This is a genomic window from Rhizobium sp. CF142 (assembly GCF_000281145.1).
GTDB lineage: Bacteria > Pseudomonadota > Alphaproteobacteria > Rhizobiales > Rhizobiaceae > Rhizobium.
In genome coordinates this window covers 18,652-40,318 of record NZ_AJWE01000135.1, presented here as the reverse complement: position 1 = coordinate 40,318, position 21,667 = coordinate 18,652, and the positions used below count along the sequence as shown (strand labels likewise).

The following is a 21,667-nucleotide window of genomic DNA, read 5'->3' as shown; positions in this document are numbered from 1 at the left end:
CCGGACGTAAAACCGCTACACACTTTTCCTGGAATTGCTCTAGCGCCGCGTGCGCCCGTCATATTGCTTGACCGTCGGCCCGCCGAAAATGATCCGCTGCGGATTCTGGTCGAAATTGCTGATGGCATTGTTCAAATTATTGGCCGTGCCGCGCAGCTCGTTGACGAGCGTCTGGACATCACTCAGGCCGCTGCCCGAGAACCGCTGCAGATTGTCGGCGATAGGCCCGATGCGTGAATTGACGTTATCGGCGACCTTCTTGAAGGATTCGAGCGTCGCGCGCGCTTCGGTGAAGAGCGAGTTGGTATTGTCGGAGCCAAGCAGCGCATCGACCTTGATGAGGATGCCGTCGACGCGGGTCGAAGCCGAGTTCAGCTTGTTCGCCATCTGCTGGACGTCCTGGATCGTCTGGTCGATATCCTTGCGCCGGTCTGCCACCGTGGTGGTCACGTCTCGGATCTGGGCGACCGCGGCGCGTGCATCCTTCGTCGCCTGGGCGATATCGTCGACCGAACCCTTGACCTTGTTGGTGTCGATGGCGGCGACCAGCGTATCGACGCGATCGAGTGTGACCTGCGCCTTCTTGCCGAACTCGTTATAGGTCGTCACCGTCTGGTCGACCTTGTCGACGAGACCCTTCAGATCGCCGGAAGCGTCGGCTATGTCACGGCTCACCTTCTCGGCATTGCTCAGGATCGTATTGATCTTCTTGGCATCGACCGCCTTCACCAGATCTTCGACAGCAGCAAGCGTCGAGTCGACGCGGCCCGAGACATTGCGCACCGTGTTGGAGAGATCGCCCACACTCTGCAGGAAGCTGTCGATATTGCCGGAATTCTTGGCGAGCGCGTCCGAGAAGGTTTCGGCATTCTGCAATGTCTTGGTCAGCGGCCCGCGCGCGTCGCGCACGAAACCCTGCACGTCGCCGACAGCGTCATTGGCGCGGTCGAGGATCTTGTCGGCGGTTGCGAGCAGGTTGGTGACGCTCGACTGGTCGGCGACGATCACGGCGCGTTTGCCGCTTTCCAGCGCCTGCTGGAGAATGTTCTTGTCTTCCTTGCGGCCACCGGAAAGCTCGATATAGGCAGCACCCGTCAGGCCCTGGATTTCAAGGGCCGCCTTGGTGGACGGATAGATCGGCGCATCCGAGCGCACTTCGGTGAAAGCCAGCGAATATTGCGGATCGTCGGCATCGATGGAGAGCGACTGCACCGAGCCGACCTGAATGCCGTTGAAGCGCACGGGCGAACCGACGCTCAAACCGTTGGCAGAGCCCGGAATGCGCACGATCAGCTCGGCCATCGGCCCGCTGCGGCCATATTCGGCCATCCAGTAGACGAAGCCGAATGCGGCTGCGATCACCAGAACGGTGAAAAAACCGACGATCGTGTAATTGGCTTTGGTTTCCATCGTCTCCGGTCACTTCCCGCTGTCATGCTGCGCCCGGGCCGCCGGCGCGTCGTCCTGCGGCACGATCGAACGCGCGCGCTTGCCCTTGAAGTAGGCCTGAACCCACGGATCGTCGTAGGCCAGCATGTCGTCGATCGTTCCTTCCACCATTACCCGCTTCTTTCCAAGCACGGCAATACGGTCGCAGACCGAAAACAGGCTGTCGAGGTCGTGGGTCACCATATAGACGGTTAACCCCAGGCTATCACGCAGATTGGCGATCAGCTCGTCGAATTCCGCAGCGCCAATGGGATCAAGGCCCGATGTCGGCTCGTCGAGGAAGACGAGTTCGGGATCGAGCGCCAGTGCGCGGGCAAGCGCCGCACGCTTGATCATGCCGCCGGAGAGTTCGGAAGGATATTTGTCCGCCGCGTCGGCCGCGAGCCCCACCATGCGGATCTTCAGATGCGCCAGCTCATCCATCAGCGTAGCAGGCAGATCGAGATATTCGCGCATCGGCACCTGGATATTCTCCTTCACCGTCAGTGAGGAGAAGAGCGCGCCCTGCTGAAAGAGAACGCCGAGACGCATGTCGAGCGCATTGCGCTCCGGCTCGTCCAGCTCGTCGAAATCCTGGCCCAGGATCTTGATGGTGCCGGAGCGGCGCGGCAGCAGGCGCAGCACGGTGCGCATCAGCACCGATTTGCCGGTGCCGGAAGCGCCGACGAAGCCGAGGATCTCACCGCGATAGATATCGAGATTGAGCTTGTCGAGCACCACCTTGGGGCCGAAGGCGACCGTGACGTCGCGCGCCGACAGCACGACATCCCGCTCCCCGTTTTTGGTGCCGTTCTTGCTCGTTTCGATCGGTTGCTGATCCACGTCGTTCGCCATGTCAGAAATCGATCGCTGCATAGAACATCGCAAAAAGCCCGTCCATCAGGATGACGACGAAAATCGCCTTCACGACGGAGGCCGTCACATGCTGGCCGAGCGATTCGGCACTGCCGCCGACCTTCAGGCCCTCGACAGCTGCGACGATGCCTATGACGAGCGCCATGAACGGCGCCTTGATCATGCCGGCCAATATGGTCGAAAGCGTTACGGCCTCATGCAGGCGCGACAGGAAGGTTGCGAATGTAATGCCCGAATAAAGATAGGCGACGGCAGCGGCACCGGCGAGCGACGCGAAGTTGGCAATCACGGTTAGAAGCGGCAGCGCAACGGTCAGCGCCACCAGCCGCGGGAAGATCAGCACGCCGATCGGGTTGAGGCCCATTACCTTCAGCGCGTCGACCTCTTCACGCATCTTCATTGAGCCGATCTCGGCGGTGATCGCGCTGCCCGATCGACCGGCGATCATGATGGCGGTCAGAAGCACGCCGATTTCACGAAGCTGCAGAATGCCGACGAGGTCGACGACGAAGATTTCCGCACCGAAATAACGAAGCTGGAAGGCGCCCTGCTGCGCGATGATCGCGCCGATCAGGAAGGACATCAGCAGGATGATCGGAACGGCGCGCACGCCCATGTGGTCGATCTGGTTGACGATCGAGGCCGGCGAGACGCCGCTGCCACGGCCGAATTTCATCTGCGCGCCGCGCACTGCAGAACCGAGGATATACATGGAGGCGGCGACATTGTCCCAGACGTCGAGGGTCATCCGCCCGATCGGTGCGAGGATGCGCTCGGTGATCGAGAGCCTCTGCTTTTGTTCAGGCTCCTGCTTTTCAGGCTCCTTGGAGAAGGTGGCGATCAGCTCGTCGATATGCTGGTTCGTGCCCTCGAAATGAATCGTTCGCCCGGCCTCTTCCTGCTGTTTCTTTAGCCGGCAAAGCAACCAGATGCCGGCTGTGTCGATATCGGTGACATCGGAGAGATCGAGCGTCAGGTCGCCGCTATTGTTGCGCGACAATTTCTCGAAATCCTGCAGGACGAGATGGATGTTGGCGCTGCGCCAATTGCCTTCAAGATGCACATGCTGGGCCGAGCTCCCGGCTCGGTCGTCCACATGCAGCGAGGCGGCGTTGCGTTTCTCGGACTTCAAAATACTTGTGTCTTTCAATGCTTGCAGCGACAGTCCCGACTCGCGAACGTGATATTCGCCGCCCGGCGCGTTAATATACAGAACGAACGGGCAATTTCCATGCTCGCAGGAGAGCAAATATGCCGCGCCACCTTGATATCCAGATGAATTCGTTCCCGATTGCGGGCACTTTCACCATCTCGCGCGGGGCAAAGACCTCGGCGGACGTGATCACCTGCATGTTGACAGAATCAGGTGCCAGGGGTTTGGGCGAATGTGTGCCCTACCGCCGCTACGGCGAGACGATGGAAAGCGTGATGGCGCAGATCGAAGCGGCCCGCCCGCTGATCGAGGACGGCATTTCGCGGGCCGGATTGCTGCGTGCCATGCCGCCGGGAGCGGCCCGCAACGCTGTCGATTGCGCGCTGTGGGATCTCGAAGCCAAACTGTCAGGCAAGAGCGTCGCCTCGCGTCTCGATCTGCGCAAGCTGAAGCCGCTGACCACGGCCTATACGATCTCGCTCGGCGAACCCGATGTCATGGCGGCCCAGGCCCACGAACATGCGCAGCGCCCGCTCCTGAAGGTCAAGGTCGGCACTGACGATGACGAGAGCCGCATTCGGGCGGTGCGCGCTGCCGCGCCTGATTCCGCCATCATTCTCGATGCCAATGAAGGCTGGCCGGAAGACCGGCTGGAACATTACCTGCGCATTGCTGCCGAAGCCAATATCGCGCTGGTGGAGCAGCCGCTGCCGGCCGGACGCGACGACATGCTGGCCGAGATTGCCCGCCATGTGCTCATCTGTGCCGATGAAAGCGTCCACCACACTGGCGACCTTGCAAGCCTTGCCGATCGCTACGACGCAATCAACATCAAGCTCGATAAAACCGGTGGCCTGACGGAAGCGCTGGAAATGAAGGAGGAAGCACAGCGGCTCGGCTTCTCGATCATGATCGGCTGCATGGTCGGCACCTCGCTTGCGATGGCGCCTGCCGTGCTTCTGGCGCAGGACGCAGATTTCGTCGACCTCGACGGTCCGCTGCTGCTGACCCGCGACCGCGAGCCCGGCCTGAATTATGCCGGTTCTCTCGTATTTCCGCCGGAAGCCAGCCTCTGGGGCTGAAGGTAATAGGCGATGATGACAAGGGCGAGCCCGAAGGCGGCGACACAGGCCATGACATAATAGCTGTCGAGGCCGAGCGCGGAATAGATATAGCCCGAAGCGATCGTCATCAGGCCCGAGGCCATGCCGATATAGAAGAAATAGGCACCTTGGGCCGAGGCTTCCTGCGTCTCCTGCACCGTGGCGACGATGCGCCGCTGCACGCCGGTATGCACGAAGGCATAGGTGAAGCCGTGCAGGCATTGCAGCATGAAGAAGCCGATAAAGCTCGTCTCCGTCGGGAAGAACACCCAGCGGCAGATGCTGACGGCGCAGCCGAAGCGGATCAGCGTCCAGGCGTTGAAGCGGCGGTTGAGGCGCCGCGACAGGAAGAATACCGTCACCTCAGAGGCCACACCGGCACTCCAGAGCATGCCGACTTCGGTGCCTGAAAAGCCGAGTTGATGCCAGTAGATCGAGGAAAAGGCGTTGAGCAGCGCATGGCTTGACTGCTGGATCGAAACGCCGAGCAGCAAAAGCAGCAGATGCGGCTCGCGCAGCCCGCTGCCTGTGGTCGCCGGAAGATTGATCGGCTGGCCGCGCCGCCGCGTCGGCCCGATGCGCGGACAGAAGACCGCCATCGTAATGGTCAGCACGAAGCCGAAGATCATCACGGGCAGCACCATGCCGCCACCCCAGCGGCCGACCAACTCGCCGCCGGTGAGCGTCGAAATAATGAAAGCGATCGAGCCCCAGACGCGCATGGAGCCGTAATCGAGCCCCCAGCGGCGCACGCCCGAAATCACGATCGATTCGACGACAGGCACATAAGGGGCGAAGGTCGCGCCCTGCAGCGCAAAGACGATCAGCACCGGCCAGAAATTGCTCGTCCAGTAGAGCGCGATGGCCGTCAGCAGCGAGAGCATGCCCGACCATAGGAGCACATGCGCCCGCTCCTGCATGCGGTCGGCAAAGACCGCCACGATTGGCGCCACGAGAACGCGCACCACCATCGGCACGGCGAGGATCGTGCCGATCTGATGATCGTTGAACTGGTGAGTCGCAAGCCAGACGGGGAAGAAGGGCAGGACGATACCGTTGACCAGCAGCGGCGCGCTGTAACAAAGCGCGCTGAGCAGCCGGAAACGCGGCGGCGCTCCCTCACCCGTCGAGGGATTTTGTGCGGGAATCATGATGGACCTGAAGGAAACTATGCGTTGCCTAACACATCCAATCAAACACGACTATGGCGAGAAATGGCCCGATCGAAACGATACGGATAGAAATCGAAACGATTTAAAAAATAAATTGGGCCTGTCGCCTGGTGGCAACGGCTAAATTCATGATGCACCGGCTAGGCCGGTGCGGTACGCACACATTATTCAGGCAGCCTGCGGGGCAAGATCGCCCTCTTCAAGCAATTCGAGAGAGGTCAGTGCCGGCACATTGCTGGTCAGCGCACGCCAGGTGATGAGTTCGAACCTGCCGTCTTCATGCTCGACGATCGCTGTGCAGCTTTCGACCCAGTCGCCGGTGTTGATGTAACGGATCCCGTCGAGATCCTCGATCACGGCGTGATGGATATGGCCACAGATGACGCCGTCGGCACCGCTTTTGCGGGCCTCTTCGGCAACCACGCGCTGGAACTCGCCGATGAAGTTGACGGCGTGTTTGACCTGCAGCTTGGCCCAGGCCGAGAAGGACCAGTAGGGCATGCCGAGGCGGCGGCGGACCGCTGCGAGCACGATGTTGATGCGGATCGCCATGTCGTAGGCCCAGTCGCCGAGATAGGCGAGCAGCCGGGCGTTGCGCACGACGACGTCGAATTCGTCGCCGTGCAGGATCAGATACTTCTTGCCGTCGGCGCCGTCATGGACGATGCGGTCGACGACCTCGATGCCGCCGAAATGCATGCCCGGAAAGGCGCGCAGGAATTCGTCGTGATTGCCGGGGATATAGACGACGCGCGTGCCCTTGCGCGCCTTGCGCAAGAGCTTCTGGACCACGTCGTTGCAGACCTGCGGCCAGTACCAGCTGCGCTTCAGGCGCCAGCCATCGACGATGTCGCCGACGAGGTAGATCGTATCTGCCTCGTGGTATTTCAGGAAATCCAGCAGGAAATCCGCCTTGGCGGCCTTCGAGCCGAGATGCACATCGGAAATGAAGAGGGTGCGGAAGCGCCGAGGTTCCATCATGTCTGTCACAAGCCTTTCCGCTCGTGTCCCATCGTTCTTCGTCTGGTCTTCCAAAATCAGACTCGTGTATCAGGAAGATGACAAACCGCAGGAAAGCCCTGCAAAGCCGTTCAATCCACCGGTTAGAGCCTTCCCCGTTACCATCAGGTCAAAAAGTTCCGCTGCGGCCATTTCCATACTGTTCCGGCCGGGCGATTGATGTATGGAGGAGTCTTCAAAAGACTTCGAACAACGCTGGAGGCGGCGATGGATCACCAGGAAAAATCCAAATCGGAAAAGAATTTGACAGGCGGCAGTCTCGACGAGCAGGCGCTTTTCTTCCACCGCTATCCGCGCCCCGGCAAGCTGGAAATCCAGGCGACCAAGCCGCTCGGCAACCAGCGCGATCTGGCGCTCGCCTATTCTCCTGGTGTCGCCGCTCCCTGCCTCGCCATCCGTGACAATCCGGAGCAGGCCGCCGACTATACGTCCCGCGCCAATCTCGTTGCCGTCATCTCCAACGGCACCGCCGTGCTCGGCCTCGGCAACATCGGCCCGCTCGCCTCCAAGCCGGTCATGGAAGGCAAGGCCGTCCTCTTCAAGAAATTCGCCGGCATCGACGTCTTCGATATCGAAGTGGATGCGCCAGATGTCGACCAGATGGTCGCTACCGTCGCCTCGCTCGAGCCGACCTTTGGCGGCATCAACCTTGAAGACATCAAGGCCCCTGAATGCTTCCGCATCGAGAAGCAGCTGCGCGAAAAGATGAAGATCCCGGTCTTCCACGATGACCAGCACGGCACCGCAATCATCGTCGCAGCCGCCATCCTCAACGGCCTGGAACTTGCCGGCAAGAAGATCGACGAGGTCAAGATCGTTGCCTCAGGCGCCGGTGCGGCAGCCCTCGCCTGTCTCAACCTGCTTGTGACGCTCGGCGCCAAGCGCGAAAACATCTGGGTCCACGATCTCGAAGGCCTCGTCTATGAAGGCCGCGTCGAGCTGATGGACGAGTGGAAGGCGATCTACGCCCAGAAGAGCGACACGCGCACGCTCGCCGAAAATATCGGCGGTGCCGATGTCTTTCTTGGTCTCTCGGCTGCCGGCGTGCTGAAGCCGGAACTGCTGGCGCAGATGGCCGACAAGCCGCTCATCATGGCGCTCGCCAACCCGACGCCGGAAATCATGCCGGATCTCGCCCGTGCTGCCCGCCCGGACGCGATGATCTGCACCGGCCGCTCCGACTTCCCGAACCAGGTCAATAACGTCCTCTGCTTCCCCTATATTTTCAGGGGTGCGCTGGACTGTGGCGCTGAGACGATCAACGAGGAAATGAAGATGGCGGCCGTGCGCGCCATCGCGGCCCTTGCCCGCGAGGAGCCGTCGGATGTTGCTGCCCGCGCCTATTCCGGTGAAACCCCGGTCTTCGGCCCCGACTATCTCATCCCTTCGCCCTTCGATCCGCGCCTCATCCTGCGCATCGCGCCTGCGGTCGCCAAGGCTGCTGCCGAAAGCGGCGTTGCCCGCCGGCCGATTACCGATTTCGATGTCTATCTCGACCAGCTGAACCGCTTCGTCTTCCGCTCCGGCTTCATCATGAAGCCGATCTTCACGGCGGCAAAGACGGCAGAGCGCAAGCGCGTCATCTTCTCCGAAGGCGAAGACGAGCGCGTGCTGCGCGCCGCCCAGGTGCTGATCGAAGAAGGCATTGCCGAGCCGATCATCATCGGTCGCCCGCAGGTCATCGAGACGCGCCTGAAGCGTTACGGCCTGCGCATTCGCCCTCTGTCGGATTTCGAGGTCATCAACCCCGAGGACGATCCGCGCTTCCGCGAATATGTCGATCTCTATCTGCAGCTCGTCGGCCGCCGCGGCGTCATCCCGGAAGCAGCCCGCACCATCGTGCGTACCAACACGACCGTCATCGGCGCGCTGGCGCTGAAGCGCGGTGAAGCCGATGCGCTGATCTGCGGCCTTGAAGGCCGTTACGAGAAACACCTGCGCGATGTGCGCCAGATCATCGGCAAGCGCCCGAACGTGCGCGACTTTTCCGCACTCAGCCTGTTGATTTCGCAGCGCGGCGCGACCTTCTTCACCGACACCTACGTGACCTTCAATCCGACGGCCGAGGAAATCGCCGAGGCGACGGTTCTGGCATCAGAGGAAATCAAGCGCTTCGGCATCACCCCGCGAGCCGCCCTTGTCTCGCATTCGAACTTCGGCTCGCGCGAATCCGAAAGCGCCACCAAGATGCGCAATGCGCTGCAGCTGGTGCGTGAAGCGGCTCCCGATCTCGAGGTCGACGGCGAAATGCACGGCGAAAGCGCGATCTCCGAGGAGCTTCGCCGCCGTGTCATGCCGCACACGACACTGCATGACGAAGCCAACCTGCTGGTCTTCCCGAACCTCGATGCGGCCAACATCACGCTCGGCGTCGTAAAGTCGATGACCGACGGCCTGCATGTCGGCCCGATCCTGCTCGGCACGGCGATGCCGGCCCATATCCTGGCGCCGTCGGTCACGTCTCGCGGCGTGGTCAACATGGCAGCGCTTGCTGTTGTCGAGGCATCGCAGCCGGCGTAAGCCGCGCCGGCCGTCTGCGAAGCGAAGGCCGTTGGCATCTGGATCAGGCACGCCATATTGATCGGCGTCCCTGATCCGAAAGCTCATCGGCGCGTTCGTTACCTTCAATGCCGGAATGGCCCTTGCACCAGGCAATCGCTATCGATGGATTCTGGGATAGCGCGATATCGACGGCTTTCCAGAGTTCCGCATCTGATATTGCCCGGTTTCTGGCCCTGCCACCCGGATTGCTTTTCTTCCAGCCATTGTTCCTCCAGATAGGACGCCAGCTGTTGCAGCCTTCGACGGCATAGACGGAATCGGACCAGATGACCGCTGTTGCGTCCTCTGCTGTGCGACTGATCCAGATTGCCGCTTCAAGCACCGCAGTCAGTTCCATCGCATTGTTGGCGGAATCTTCTACGCCTCCGAAACCGGATGAGATTTCCACACCATCGCGATAGGCGACGAAGGCCCACCCGCCGTGTCGCGAACCGGGCTCATAACAACCGTCCACGAAAACGTGAAGGCCGTGCCGTGCTTCCGGTATTCCCGATGTGGTTTCGGCGGAGCGGATTTCGTCGGAAATGCCTGGCATATCAGTCATCTAGCTATCAACGTGTTCCGAGCGTGATTGCAGGGGCGAAGGGATGGAAGCGTTAGGCTTGCTGGATAAGATCGCAAAAATGCGCTAGGAATTACTGCGAGCTTATTAAGGGAAATACGTTAAGACAAAGCGCGGTGGATTGAAGCCGCATTCACCGATAGATGCTTTTTCTCATTCCGGGACGACGTCGTGAAGCGCCGAAACCTGTATCTCGTCTTCTTTCTGGCATTCGCGGTTCCGGCAGCGGCTGAAACCAAAGCGATCTGCGAGGATCTGCGCGGGCGTCTTGCCGATCTGCCGCAATCGATCGGCACGAATGGTGCCGAGATGCGCCAATATGCGGGCGCGCTTGCCGAACAGAACCTGGAATTGCGCAAGGTGCGCGGCGATCTGCGCCGCTACGGCTGCACGTCGGGCAGCATGGTCGTCGTCGGCGGCGAAAATGCCGGCTTCTGTGGAGAGCTTGAGCAGTCCGAAGCCAAGATGGTGGACAATATCCGCTACCTGCAGGACCGTCGCAATGAACTGCGCCAGGGTGGTTCCGATCCGGCCCGCGAGGGGCTGATGGCGGCCCTCGAAGACAATGGCTGCAACAGCGACAGCTTTACAGAATCCGCGCAAGACGATGCCTATGCGCCCGCTCCTTCCATCGAGGAGCAGGCGATGCGCGGCGATACCTTCATTCCCCTCGGCGGTGGTGAGCGTTACGGCCTGCCGCGGGCGGAAATGCTCTCGCCCGTCAGCACCATCTGCGTTCGTACCTGCGACGGCGGCTTCTTCCCGATCAGCAATAACGCAACCTCGGTCGATTTCGGCCGCGATGCCGCGACCTGCGCCAAGATGTGCCCTGGTGTGGAGACGGAGCTCTATTACCGCGACATCTCCAGCGCCGACGCCTCGAACATGATCTCGACGGCAACGGGCGCCCCCTATGGCGCGATGAAGAACGCCTTTGCCTACAAGACCCGCGCGCCCGGCGAAAAATCCGCCTGCTCCTGCAATCTGACCGCCTATTACGAGGAAATGCGCAGGAGCCAGGCAGCCTATGCACCGGCGCCTGAGCCGAAGGGTTCGATCACCACGATCCATACGGAAGCACCGAAGGCCGCAAGCGCCCCGCCCGCCCCGCAGGCGCAGGTGCCGGATCGTCCCTACGACCCCGCCAGCAACAAGGTGCGCCAGGTCGGCCCGCAATTTCTGGCCGGCGATCAGGGCAAGATCGATCTCACCAATCCGGCGACATCAGGCCCGCAGCCCCAACAACAGCAATAACCACGATAGCGGCAGTCGAAATCGCGTCTTCAGTTTGACGAGCGATGTTCTCTGAAGGCTGCCGCCAATGTGCGCAGGGCCGCACGCGATTTGGCGTCCGTCAGTGTCGAATGCAGCACGACCTCGGAGGATGGCAGCGCCGGCAGGCCGAAGCGCTCGCTGACCTCGACCGTGCCGACAGGCGCCAGACGATAGGAGAAGGTCGAGACGGCAAGCCCGGCCGAAACGGCTGCTGTCACAGCCGAAGAGCCGCCGCCGAGGAAGACTTCCGCCCAGGGAATGCCTGCCGCATCGAGCGCCCGGGTGCAGACATCCCGCACCTTGCAGTTGGGCGACAGTGCTGCAAGACGCAGCGGTTCGCCGCGGCGATATTCGAATTGCGGCGTTGCAAACCAGCCGAAATGCTCCGGTGCCAGAACCTCGCCATCGCGCCGGTCCTCGTCCCGACGGACGATCGCCGCATCCAGGTCGCCGCGATCGAAGGCGGCAAGCAACTCGCAGGAATTGTCGAGCCGGACCTCGATTGTCAGCCCCGGATCATGGGCATTGAGGCGCGCAAGCAGCGTCGGCACTTCCGGGCCGGCGACATGGGCCGCAATGCCCAGTCTGAAACGACGGCGCGACGAGGAAAGTGCTTCGATCGCCCGGTCATGGGCAGCGAGGAATTCCCGTGCGGCATCAAGAAATACCGCCCCCTGTGCCGAAAGCCGCACCAGCCGCGGCGTGCGTTCGATCAGCCGATGGCCGAGCCGCTCCTCCAGCCGTTTGAGCTTGACGCTGATCGCCCCTTGCGTGCTGCCGAGCTCACTGGCAGCGCGGGTGAAGCTCTTGTTCTCGGCGATCGTCACGAAAGCCTGAACGGAATCGACATCGAGCATGGTCATTGGATCTATCCGAAATTGTTGTGTCTGAAATATTCAATCATCCAATTCTGTAATGATCAAGCTCTGCTTATGCTGACGCAAATGGACAACAACGGATGTCACCGTTCTATGTCTCAACGTCGAAAGGCCAAAGCATGATCTCTGCCTCCCCTCCATCCTCACGTATCAGAGGCATCATCGCCCTGATGGCGGCCTGCCTCTCCTCACTGATGTTCGGCCTTGAAATATCGAGCGTACCCGCAATCCTGCCGACGCTGGAAAAGGTGCTGCATGCCGATTTCAGCGCGCTGCAATGGATCATGAATGCCTATACGATCGCCGTGACGACGGTGCTGATGGCGGCAGGCACATTGGCCGATCGCTACGGCCGCAAGCGCGTCTTCCTGATCGGCATTGCCGCCTTTGGCCTCACCTCACTGATTGCCGGCCTTGCTCAGGATGTTTCGCTGCTGATCGTTTCCCGCTTTCTGCAGGGCATGAGCGGCGGCGTGATGCTGATTTGCCAGGTGGCTGTCCTCTCTCATCAATTTCGGGAAGGCCGCGCCCGCAGCATCGCCTTCGGCTGGTGGGGCATCATCTTCGGCATTGGCCTTGGCTTCGGCCCGATCATCGGCGTTGCGATCGTTGCGGCGGCCGGCTGGCAATGGGTGTTCCTCATCCATGCCGTGCTGGCAGCCGTGACGGTAACGCTTGCCGTAACGGGCGTTGAGGAATCGCGTGACCCCGCTGCAGGACGGCTCGATATGGCCGGCATTGCCACCCTTTCGCTGGCGGTCTTCTGCCTCGCTTACTTCATCACCCAGGGTCCGGCTCTCGGCTTTGCCAGCCCTGCAGCACTTGGCATTGTCGGACTTGCCGCGGCAAGCCTCGTCGCCTTCGTCATTGCCGAGAGGCTGAACCCGCGACCGATGTTCGATGCTTCAGTCTTCGGCATTCGCGCCTTCTCGGGTGCCATCATCGGCTCGGCTGCCATGAATATCAGCTTCTGGCCCTTCATGATCTATCTGCCGATCTGGTATGAAGCCGGTCTCGGCTATGGCAGTGTGGCCGCGGGTCTGGCGCTGCTTGCCTATACGCTGCCGACGCTCGTCGTGCCGCCGCTTGCCGAACGGCTCATGCTGCGCTACCGGCCGGGCATCATCATTCCCGGCGGCCTTTTCACCATCGGGCTCGGCTTCCTGCTGATGAAGTCAGGCAGTGCCGCCGCCGCGGCAAGCTGGCTGACGATGCTGCCCGGCGCGCTGCTTGCCGGCATCGGGCTTGGCTTCACCAACACGCCGGTCACCAACACGACAACCGGTGCGGTTTCCAGCGATCGCGCCGGCATGGCCTCCGGCATCGACATGAGCGCCCGGATGATCTCGCTCGCCATCAACATCGCCGTCATGGGCTTCATCCTGTTCAGCGGCGTGCTCTCCCATCTAAGGAGCGCCTTGCCGAACTCGATCGATGCCGGCGATCTACGCCCGCTTGCCGAACGGATCTCCGCCGGCAACATCGCCGCTCTGCCTGATATTCCTGCCGAGACGGTGCATGGTGCGCTGGTCGCAGGCTTCGGCGGCGTCATGCTCTATGGAGCGATCGGCGTCTGGCTTCTCGCTGCTGCGAGCTTCCTCACCTTTGGCCATTGGAGGACACCGGCCTGCGCCAAGGATTGCAGCACCCAGCCGGCCGAGTGACGCACACCCGCGCCAGCTCAAACCGGCGCGGCCTCGCTTTCCACCTGCCCCCAGCCGTCATGGAAAACCAGCTCTTCCAGCGCCACCCGCTGCCGCCAGCCTTTGACCGCCAGTTCCGGCTTATCATAGAGCCGGTCGACGAAGCCGGCGCAGAGCCAGGCGACGACCTCAATATGATCGGGAATGCCGAGGATCTCCTTCAGGTCACCCTCGCGAAAAATGCTGACCCAGCCGATGCCCACGCCTTCGGCTCGTGCCGCAAGCCACAGGTTCTGGATGGCGCAGGCGGTGGAATAGCTATCCATGCGCGGATTGTGGGTACGACCCAGCACCACGCTGCCGCTGCGGGTCGGATCGCAGGTCACGCAGATGCCGAGCGGCGCCTGGACGATTCCTTCGAGCTTCAGCGAACGGTATTGTTCCTGCCGCTCGCCGTCGAACATGCGGGCCGCTTCTTCATTCGCCTTGAGGAAGGCATCGCGTACCCGCGCCCTCACCTCGACGCTCTTCACCAGAATGAAATTCCATGGCTGCATGAAGCCGACCGAGGGCGCGTGATGCGCGGCGGTCAAAAGACGCGTCACCAGATCATCCGGCAAGGGATCGGGCAGGAACTGGCTGCGCACGTCACGCCGCGTCATGATGGCGTGATAGACGGCCTCGCGTTCGGCCGCAGAAAAGCTGGATGCCGGGCAAACGGCATCATCAATGGGTCGCATCGTCAAATCCCCAACAACGCAACCGCCCGCCGTCCGCGCGGGTTGGGTCTATCTTGCCAGGCCGGTCTTCTGACTTTGGCGTCATCCGCTTGGCCGCAGCCTTCCCGGCCTTGCGGCCAGTGGCATTCTATGCGGCAAGCGTCGGCCTTACAGCGTTGGGCACGTTCCGGTCTTGCACCGGATTCCCGATTCTCCCGCTTATGAAAGCGGGCACCTGACGGGTGATCTATGGCGCGGAAACGGCATGGCGGCAAGCTGCATGCGACATTCATTTCGTGGACAGGCTGAAAATGCTGGCCTAGAACGAGACCCGACGCCGCTGGCGCCGAATCCTCTCTCATTGCCTTCCGGTTGCCCGTGTCCCGCCTAACACCAATGATCCTTGCGGTCGCCCTGTTCATGGAGCAGATGGATTCGACCGTGATCGCCACCAGCCTGCCGGCCATTGCCTCCGATATCGGCACCTCGCCGATCGCGCTGAAACTTGCGGTAACGAGCTACCTCGTGGCGCTCGCAATCTTCATTCCGATCAGCGGCTGGATGTCGGATCGCTTCGGTGCACGCAAAATCTTCCGCCTGGCGATCTTCGTCTTCATGGTCGGCTCGGTCGCCTGCGCATTCTCCAATTCCATCGCCGCCTTCGTCATCTCCCGCCTCATCCAGGGCGCTGGCGGCTCGATGATGACGCCGGTCGGGCGATTGCTCCTGGTGCGCGGCACGCCACGTCACCAGCTGGTGAATGCCATGGCATGGTTGACCATTCCGGCGCTGATCGGCCCGATCATGGGCCCGCCGATTGGCGGCTTCCTGACAACCTATCTAAGCTGGCACTGGATCTTCTGGATCAATGTGCCAATCGGCATTATCGGCATCGTCCTCGTCACCCGTTTCCTGCCGGTCGTCGAGCCGCGCAGCCCGAAGCCGATGGATTTTCCGGGCTTCTTCCTGTCGGGTATCGGCTTTGCCGGTTTCGTCTTCGGCCTCTCGGTCATCAGTCTGCCCGCCGTTCCCGTCATCTACGGCTATGTCACTGTCGCCGTCGGCGTCCTCTCCGGCATTCTCTATTTCGTGCATGCCAGGCGCACGCCGCACCCGCTGCTCGATCCCAAGATGTTTCGTTACCCGATGTTCCGGGCGGCGATCCTCGGCGCCTCGAATTTCCGCATGGGCCTCGGCGCGCTGCCCTTCCTCATGCCGCTGATGCTGCAGCTCGGCTTCGGCCTGACGCCGCTCCAATCCGGCTCGATCACCTTCATCAGCGCTCTTGGCTCCATGGGCTCGAAATTTGCGGCTACCCGCACCTATAACGCCTTCGGCTTCCGCAACGTCATTGCGCTGACGACCTTCCTCGCAGCGATCTTCCTCGGCGTGAACGGCTTCTTCACCGCGGAAACGCCGATGTACGTCATCATGGGCTGTCTTCTCGTCGGCGGCCTTCTGCGCTCCATGGCCTTTTCCGGCGTCAACGCCATGGCCTTCGGCGATGTGGACGAGGCCGACAGCAGCCAGGCAACCGCCATCAATGCGGTAGCGCAGCGCATCTCCATGGCCATGGGCGTTGCCGTCGCCGGCACGATCCTGGAAATCTCCTCGAGCTTCCACGGCGGCAAGCTTTTGGTCTCGGATTTCCATATCGCCTTCTTCATCGTGGCCGCGATATCAGCACTTGCCTGCATCACCTTCCTGCGCCTGCCTGCCAATGCCGGCGAAGAACTGACGACACGCCGCCACAAGAACAGACATGCCGAGGCGGCAGAACCGAAAGAGGCCCAAGGACAGGCAATGGCCGAGAGCCGCTGAAAACTTCACGGATCTGTCGTTTTTCCTCACAGATTCCACGTGACAATTCCGATCGGCATAGCTACATAGCCTGCATGTCGATTTCGTCCGTTTACGCATCGCGATTTTATTCGTACCGCTGCTTCCAGCGGATGCGGGTCTGTGCGTAACCGAAACTAACGCGACGACACACCCGAACAGCCGCTAGTCAACCTGGCGGCTTTTTTGTTCCGCCACGGTATGACCAAACAGGAGAGCATACCGTGACTGACACCATTGATGATCTGCGCATCGTCGAGATCACCCCGTTGACCAAACCTGCCGACATTATCAAGGAAATCCCGCGTGACCGCGCGGTCACTCAGACCGTGACCAGCACACGCGACACGATCCACAATATCCTGACCGGTAAAGACGATCGCCAGCTGGTGGTCATCGGCCCCTGCTCGATCCACGATCCGGCAGCCGCCCGCGAATACGCATCCCGGCTTGTCGAACAGCGACGACGCCTGTCAGGCGACCTCGAAATCGTCATGCGCGTCTATTTCGAAAAGCCCCGCACCACCGTCGGCTGGAAGGGCCTGATGAACGACCCGCATCTCGACGGCAGCTACCGCATCGAGGAAGGCCTGCGCCTTGCCCGCCAGCTGCTGCTCGACATCAACGCCATGGGCCTGCCGGCCGGCTGCGAATTCCTCGACACGATCACGCCGCAATATATCGCCGATCTCGTCAGCTACGGCGCCATCGGCGCGCGCACCACCGAAAGCCAGATCCACCGTCAGCTTGCCTCGGGTCTCTCCTGCCCGATCGGCTTCAAGAACGGCACGGATGGCGGCGCGCGCATCGCGCTCGATGCGATCATGGCGGCCTCCCAGCCGCACCATTTCCCGGCTGTGACCAAGGACGGACAGGCAGCGATTGCCTCCACACGCGGCAACGAGGACTGCCACATCATCCTGCGCGGCGGCAAGCGGCCGAACTATGAGGCCGCTGACGTGCAGGCCGTCATCGCCGAGGCCGTCAAGCTCGGCGTCGACCCGCGCATGCTGATCGATGCCAGCCACGCCAACAGCGGCAAGGACCCGATGAACCAGCCGAAGGTCGTGAAAGACGTCGCCGGCCAGATCGTCGCCGGCAACCATCACATCAAGGGCATGATGATCGAGAGCAATCTCGTCGCCGGCCGCCAGGACCTCGTTCCCGGCAAACCGCTGGTCTACGGCCAGTCGATCACCGACGGCTGCATCGGCTGGGACATGTCGGTCGACGTGCTTGAGAATCTAGCCCAGGCCGTCCGCGATCGTCGCAAGGCCGCTGTCGCGGCTTGAGCCGCTGCATCAGTCGCGGCGGGTAAACCCCGCCGCCCATTCGCAGGGCGGTGGCGTGGTCCTTTTGGGGGTTACCCGTTGTTGATTGCATAGATGAGCAGAGCGGTCCACGCGGATCCGATCACAAATATCACTGACCAGAGCCACATTGCCTCTTTTAAGGCGCGCTCGTTCTTCCTTAGGAAATGCAATAACAGAGACAATATAATTAGAGGGTAAATTTGCGGGGCTACCAAAAGAACTCCAAATAGTGGTCCCCTGAATTGAAATGTATCGGAAATTACATCATATATGTTTCCATAATACCATACCGGCCAAATGATAATGTTTAATGATATGAAGAAAATGATAAATATCATTATCATTGATTTTCTTATCAGGTGTATTTTATTCACGGCTACATCCCACAGATGCCCCAGTTTTATGTTGAATTTTAATGCTTCGTCGAAGCAAAACTATCCTGCGGGCATCGATATGAAAAATGCCCGGTAGCGCAATACGGATTTCAGCGAAGCACTATAGTGCACTGTGGCATCGTTTTCCGTCCAAGGCTCGCGCCGACATATGAATTTTAACGTTGATGGAAGGTTCATGAAGGCGATCCAAGAACACTTTCAGCCGTGGCAATTTTCGTCCGATAAATCGCAAAGATTTACGACCATGATGCCGCGAACGTTGAGCTGCCGGCGCCAGATGAAGTCCACGAATAATTGGGGCTACAAGAATGGTCCCCGCTTAGTACCCGCCACCCCCATCATCTAATGGCGATGCGCGCCCTCAACCTCTCGCCGGGAAATACCGCACATAGGCGAATTCCTCGCCATCGGGCGACCAGTTCGGCACATTGATCGTGCCCTGCCCGCCGAAAAGCTCGAACAGCTCCGTCAGGTTGCCGCCATCCATGTCCATCATGCGCAGCCGCACATTGAGATCGCGCGGATGGTCGAAGACATCAGAGTCGTAGGAGAGGATCAGTACCTTGTCGTTATCAGGCGACGGGTGAGCAAACCAGTTGCCGTAATTGTCCGATGTCACCTGCTGGAGACCAGTACCATCAGGGTGGACACGCCAGATCTGCATCAGTCCGGTGCGGCTGGAATTGAAATAGATCCACTGTCCGTCCGCCGACCAGTCCGGCCCGTCATTGCGGCCCTCGCCATGCGTCAGCCGCTTCTCCTCGCCGCCATTGACCGAGATAGTGTAGATATCGAAGACGTCGTTGCGGATGCCGCAATAGGCGAGCTTGCGCCCATCGGGTGACCAGCCGTGCCAGTAGGACGGCAGGTTCTTGGTGACCAGCCGCGGCTTGCCGCCTTCGATCGGCAGAATGTAGATCGCCGACTTGCCGAACTCGGTCTTGTCGGAAATGACAATTTCCTCGCCATCGGGCGAAATGCCATGGTCATTGTTGCAATGCACGGCAAAGCCGGTATCGACCCGCTCGACGAGATCGCTGCCATCGAGGCGCAGGCGATAGAGCAGCCCGTCGCCGTTGATCAGCAGATAGGCGCCATCGCGTGAGAAATTCGGCGCCTCCACCAGCGCCTCCGTCTGCCAGACGACACGGCTTTCGCCGCGCCTCACATTGAAGATCTCTACCGAACTGCGCATGTTTCCTCCCAGATCTTCGAGGCGTCTCAGCGATCCCGGAACCGATTGGTGATCGGGTAGCGCCGGTCGCGGCCGAAGTTCTTCTTGGTGATCTTTACCCCCGGCGCCGACTGGCGGCGCTTGTATTCGGCGAGATAGAGCAGATGCTCGATGCGGTGGACCGTCTCGACATCATGGCCGCGCGCCACGATCTCCTCGACACCCATCTCCCGCTCGACAAGGCATTCGAGGATGTCGTCCAGAACAGGATAAGGCGGTAGCGAATCCTGATCCTTCTGGTCGGGGCGAAGCTCGGCCGACGGCGCCTTGTCGATGATGTTTTGCGGAATGACTACGCCGGAGGGGCCGAGCGCATCCGGCGGTACATTCTCGTTGCGCCAGCGCGACAGCGCATAGACCTGCATCTTGTAGAGGTCCTTGATCGGATTGAAGCCGCCGTTCATGTCGCCGTAGAGCGTCGCATAACCGACCGACATTTCCGACTTGTTGCCGGTCGTGACCACCATCGAGCCGAACTTGTTGGAGATCGCCATCAGGATCGTGCCGCGTGCACGGCTCTGCAGGTTCTCCTCGGTAATGCCGCTGTTCGTGCCCTCGAAGAGGCTTGAGAGCGCCGAGGAGAAGCCGGTCACAGGTCCTTCGATCGGCACGATATCGTAGCGGCAACCGAGCGCCTTGGCGCAATCGGCTGCATCCTTCAGCGAGTCCTCTGACGTATAGTGATAGGGCAGCATGACCGTGCGCACCCGCTCTTCGCCGAGCGCGTCGACGGCAATCGCCGCGCAGATCGCCGAATCGATGCCGCCCGAGAGCCCGAGCACGACATTCTTGAAGCCGTTCTTGTTTACATAGTCGCGGAAGCCCAGCAGGCAGGCGCGGTAATCGGCCTCTTCCGCTTCCGGAATGCGGGCTATCGGCCCCTGTGCGCAGTGCCAGCCATCCTCGGTGCGCTTCCATGTCGTCACGGCGAGCGCCGGTTCGAACTGGCTGAGCTGGAAGGCGAGCGACTTGTCGGCATTGAAGGCAAAGCTTGCGCCGTCGAAGACGAGCTCGTCCTGGCCGCCGAGTTGGGCGGCGTAGACCATGGGAAGGCCGGTTTCGATGACCTGCTTCAGCACCACCTGATGGCGGATATCGACCTTGCCGCGGTAGTAAGGCGATCCGTTCGGGACGAGCAGGATTTCCGCCCCGCTTTCAGCTAAAGTCTCGCAGACGCCGAGATCGCCCCAGATATCTTCGCAGATCGGAATGCCGATGCGCACGCCGCGGAAATTCACGGGCCCCGGCATGGCGCCCTGGTCGAAGACGCGCTTCTCGTCGAACTCGCCATAGTTCGGCAGGTCGATCTTGTCTCTGATGGCAATGACCTTGCCGCCGTCGAGCACCGCGATGGAATTGTAGCGCCCCGTCTCGTCCTGGCGCGGAAAACCGATGACGATACCCGGCCCGCCATCGGCCGTATCGGCCGCAAGGCTCTCCACCGCCCTCCAGCAAGCCTGGATGAAGGCCGGCTTCAGAACCAGATCTTCCGGCGGGTAACCGGAGATGAAAAGTTCCGTCATCATCAGCAGATGCGCGCCCTGCCGCGCCGCATCGGCGCGCGCCTCGCGCACCTTGGCAAGGTTTCCGGCGACATCGCCGACCGTGGGGTTCAGCTGGGCGATGGCGATGTTGAACGTATGGGAGAGAGCGTTTTCCTGTGTCATGTCATTCATTTAATCCGCCCCTTCGTGCACCGCAATAAGCCGCTTCAAAAGCCGTAGCCATCTGCGGCAAAAATTTGATGAAGGGCAACCCCATCCCTTTGTTTGCCTTGCGCGACGCCGATACGCATTGCAATTTGCGGCAACGGCGGAATACTGCGCGCCAATTCGATCCACTCCCGGGACAATGCCATGTCTAACTTTCCAAATTTCGTCCACCTGCATTTCGGCAAGCCGGCCGAGGAGCTGGGTGATATCGAAAAGCGCGTGCTTGCCAGGACCCATGAGCGCAAGATCATCTCCACCGACGTCAATGCCGCCTTTTCCGCCGAAGCCTCCTTCGGCGAGCGGCTGGCCGATGGCATCGCCCGCGTCGGCGGCTCCTGGTCCTTCATCCTGGCCTTTCTCGGTTTTCTCGTCATCTGGACCCTGATCAACACGGTCATTCTGCTGAGCAGGGCCTTCGATCCCTATCCCTTTGTCTTCCTGAACCTCATCCTCTCCATGCTCGCCGCCATCCAGGCGCCGATCATCATGATGTCGCAGAACCGCCAGGCCGAGCGCGACCGTTTCGAGGCCGCAAAGGATTATGAGGTGAACCTGAAGGCCGAGCTGGAGGTCCTGTCGCTGCATCAGAAGATCGATATGCGGGTGCTGACGGAACTGACTGCGCTGCGCGAGGATGTCTCCCGGCTGAATGCCATCCTTGCGGAGCGCGGGCAAGCTTGATCCCGCTAAAATAGCGCGACCTTAAACATCTGAAATCTCGTCGCAATTCCAGCCGTGTCACCGCGTTTCATTTGACAGGGCGCAGGCATTTGGCCAACCTGC

17 protein-coding genes, 1 pseudogene and 1 riboswitch are annotated in these 21,667 nt (G+C 60.9%); of the genes and pseudogenes, 7 read left to right on the top strand and 11 right to left on the bottom strand.

Going from position 1 to position 21,667, the window contains the following annotated elements:
* Positions 1-39: 39 nt before the first annotated feature.
* The 3 genes from PMI11_RS34325 to PMI11_RS34315 are packed head-to-tail and all read right to left on the bottom strand — an operon-like array spanning position 40 to position 3,454.
* Complete coding sequence (locus PMI11_RS34325) at positions 40-1,410, bottom strand: MCE family protein (protein ID WP_007826824.1); 1,371 nt, start codon at positions 1,408-1,410, stop codon at positions 40-42.
* Between the two features lie 9 nt (positions 1,411-1,419).
* Positions 1,420-2,283 carry an ABC transporter ATP-binding protein gene (locus PMI11_RS34320; RefSeq protein WP_007826823.1) on the bottom strand — a complete coding sequence of 288 codons (864 nt, stop codon included), beginning with the start codon at positions 2,281-2,283 and terminating at the stop codon, positions 1,420-1,422.
* A 1-nt stretch (position 2,284) separates the two neighbouring features.
* On the bottom strand, positions 2,285-3,454 hold the full coding sequence (locus tag PMI11_RS34315; RefSeq protein WP_037072674.1) for an ABC transporter permease: 1,170 nt from the start codon (positions 3,452-3,454) through the stop codon (positions 2,285-2,287).
* A gap of 101 nt (positions 3,455-3,555) precedes the next feature.
* On the opposite strand from PMI11_RS34315, the gene dgcA reads away from it, so the two are divergent.
* The gene (gene dgcA / locus PMI11_RS34310) at positions 3,556-4,539 is read left to right on the top strand and encodes an N-acetyl-D-Glu racemase DgcA (protein WP_007826819.1); all 984 of its coding nucleotides are present in this window, start codon (positions 3,556-3,558) and stop codon (positions 4,537-4,539) included.
* Here dgcA and PMI11_RS34305 read toward each other — a convergent pair.
* Both PMI11_RS34305 and PMI11_RS34300 read right to left on the bottom strand, forming a co-directional pair.
* Complete coding sequence (locus PMI11_RS34305) at positions 4,491-5,711, bottom strand: MFS transporter (RefSeq protein WP_007826818.1); 1,221 nt, start codon at positions 5,709-5,711, stop codon at positions 4,491-4,493. The genes dgcA and PMI11_RS34305 overlap by 49 nt on opposite strands.
* 189 nt (positions 5,712-5,900) lie before the next feature.
* Positions 5,901-6,713, bottom strand: a complete 813-nt coding sequence (locus PMI11_RS34300; protein ID WP_007826816.1) for a UDP-2,3-diacylglucosamine diphosphatase — start codon at positions 6,711-6,713, stop codon at positions 5,901-5,903.
* Between the two features lie 246 nt (positions 6,714-6,959).
* Between PMI11_RS34300 and PMI11_RS34295 the strand changes: the two genes are divergently transcribed.
* Positions 6,960-9,272 (top strand): NADP-dependent malic enzyme, encoded by a 2,313-nt coding sequence (locus PMI11_RS34295; protein WP_007826814.1) that lies wholly within the window; start codon positions 6,960-6,962, stop codon positions 9,270-9,272.
* Positions 9,273-9,315: 43 nt separating this feature from the next.
* Here the strand turns inward: PMI11_RS34295 and PMI11_RS34290 are convergent, their stop codons facing one another.
* Complete coding sequence (locus PMI11_RS34290; protein WP_037072673.1) at positions 9,316-9,849, bottom strand: ribonuclease H family protein; 534 nt, start codon at positions 9,847-9,849, stop codon at positions 9,316-9,318.
* A 198-nt stretch (positions 9,850-10,047) separates the two neighbouring features.
* On the opposite strand from PMI11_RS34290, the gene PMI11_RS34285 reads away from it, so the two are divergent.
* Positions 10,048-11,130 carry a DUF2865 domain-containing protein gene (locus PMI11_RS34285; protein WP_007826810.1) on the top strand — a complete coding sequence of 361 codons (1,083 nt, stop codon included), beginning with the start codon at positions 10,048-10,050 and terminating at the stop codon, positions 11,128-11,130.
* 29 nt (positions 11,131-11,159) lie between these two features.
* On the opposite strand, the gene PMI11_RS34280 is transcribed toward PMI11_RS34285, so the two are convergent.
* Entirely contained in the window at positions 11,160-12,014 is an 855-nt protein-coding gene (locus tag PMI11_RS34280) for a LysR family transcriptional regulator (protein ID WP_007826808.1), read from the bottom strand.
* Positions 12,015-12,148: 134 nt separating this feature from the next.
* Here PMI11_RS34280 and PMI11_RS34275 point away from each other — a divergent pair, with 134 nt between their 5' ends.
* Positions 12,149-13,693: an MFS transporter gene (locus PMI11_RS34275; RefSeq protein ID WP_007826806.1), complete on the top strand. Its 1,545-nt coding sequence runs from the start codon at positions 12,149-12,151 to the stop codon at positions 13,691-13,693.
* A 17-nt stretch (positions 13,694-13,710) separates the two neighbouring features.
* Here PMI11_RS34275 and bluB read toward each other — a convergent pair whose 3' ends face one another.
* Positions 13,711-14,412 (bottom strand): 5,6-dimethylbenzimidazole synthase, encoded by a 702-nt coding sequence (gene bluB / locus PMI11_RS34270; protein WP_007826805.1) that lies wholly within the window; start codon positions 14,410-14,412, stop codon positions 13,711-13,713.
* A 41-nt stretch (positions 14,413-14,453) separates the two neighbouring features.
* Positions 14,454-14,645, bottom strand: a riboswitch (cobalamin riboswitch).
* An 85-nt stretch (positions 14,646-14,730) separates the two neighbouring features.
* Between bluB and PMI11_RS34265 the strand changes: the two are divergent.
* Positions 14,731-16,212, top strand: a pseudogene (locus PMI11_RS34265) (DHA2 family efflux MFS transporter permease subunit); the annotation flags it as partial.
* 242 nt (positions 16,213-16,454) lie between these two features.
* The gene (locus tag PMI11_RS34260) at positions 16,455-17,522 is read left to right on the top strand and encodes a 3-deoxy-7-phosphoheptulonate synthase (protein WP_007826801.1); all 1,068 of its coding nucleotides are present in this window, start codon (positions 16,455-16,457) and stop codon (positions 17,520-17,522) included.
* Positions 17,523-18,299: 777 nt separating this feature from the next.
* On the opposite strand, the gene PMI11_RS34250 is transcribed toward PMI11_RS34260, so the two are convergent.
* From PMI11_RS34250 to PMI11_RS37555, 3 genes are read right to left on the bottom strand one after another with little or no spacing between them, the layout of a single operon-like run.
* Complete coding sequence (locus PMI11_RS34250) at positions 18,300-19,133, bottom strand: TolB family protein (protein WP_007826797.1); 834 nt, start codon at positions 19,131-19,133, stop codon at positions 18,300-18,302.
* A gap of 26 nt (positions 19,134-19,159) precedes the next feature.
* Entirely contained in the window at positions 19,160-20,839 is a 1,680-nt protein-coding gene (locus PMI11_RS34245; RefSeq protein ID WP_037072672.1) for an NAD+ synthase, read from the bottom strand.
* A gap of 44 nt (positions 20,840-20,883) precedes the next feature.
* Positions 20,884-21,030 (bottom strand): hypothetical protein, encoded by a 147-nt coding sequence (locus PMI11_RS37555; RefSeq protein ID WP_157179728.1) that lies wholly within the window; start codon positions 21,028-21,030, stop codon positions 20,884-20,886.
* Here PMI11_RS37555 and PMI11_RS34240 point away from each other — a divergent pair.
* Positions 21,029-21,565 carry a DUF1003 domain-containing protein gene (locus tag PMI11_RS34240; RefSeq protein ID WP_007826793.1) on the top strand — a complete coding sequence of 179 codons (537 nt, stop codon included), beginning with the start codon at positions 21,029-21,031 and terminating at the stop codon, positions 21,563-21,565. The genes PMI11_RS37555 and PMI11_RS34240 overlap by 2 nt on opposite strands.
* The last annotated feature ends 102 nt before the right edge of the window (positions 21,566-21,667 follow it).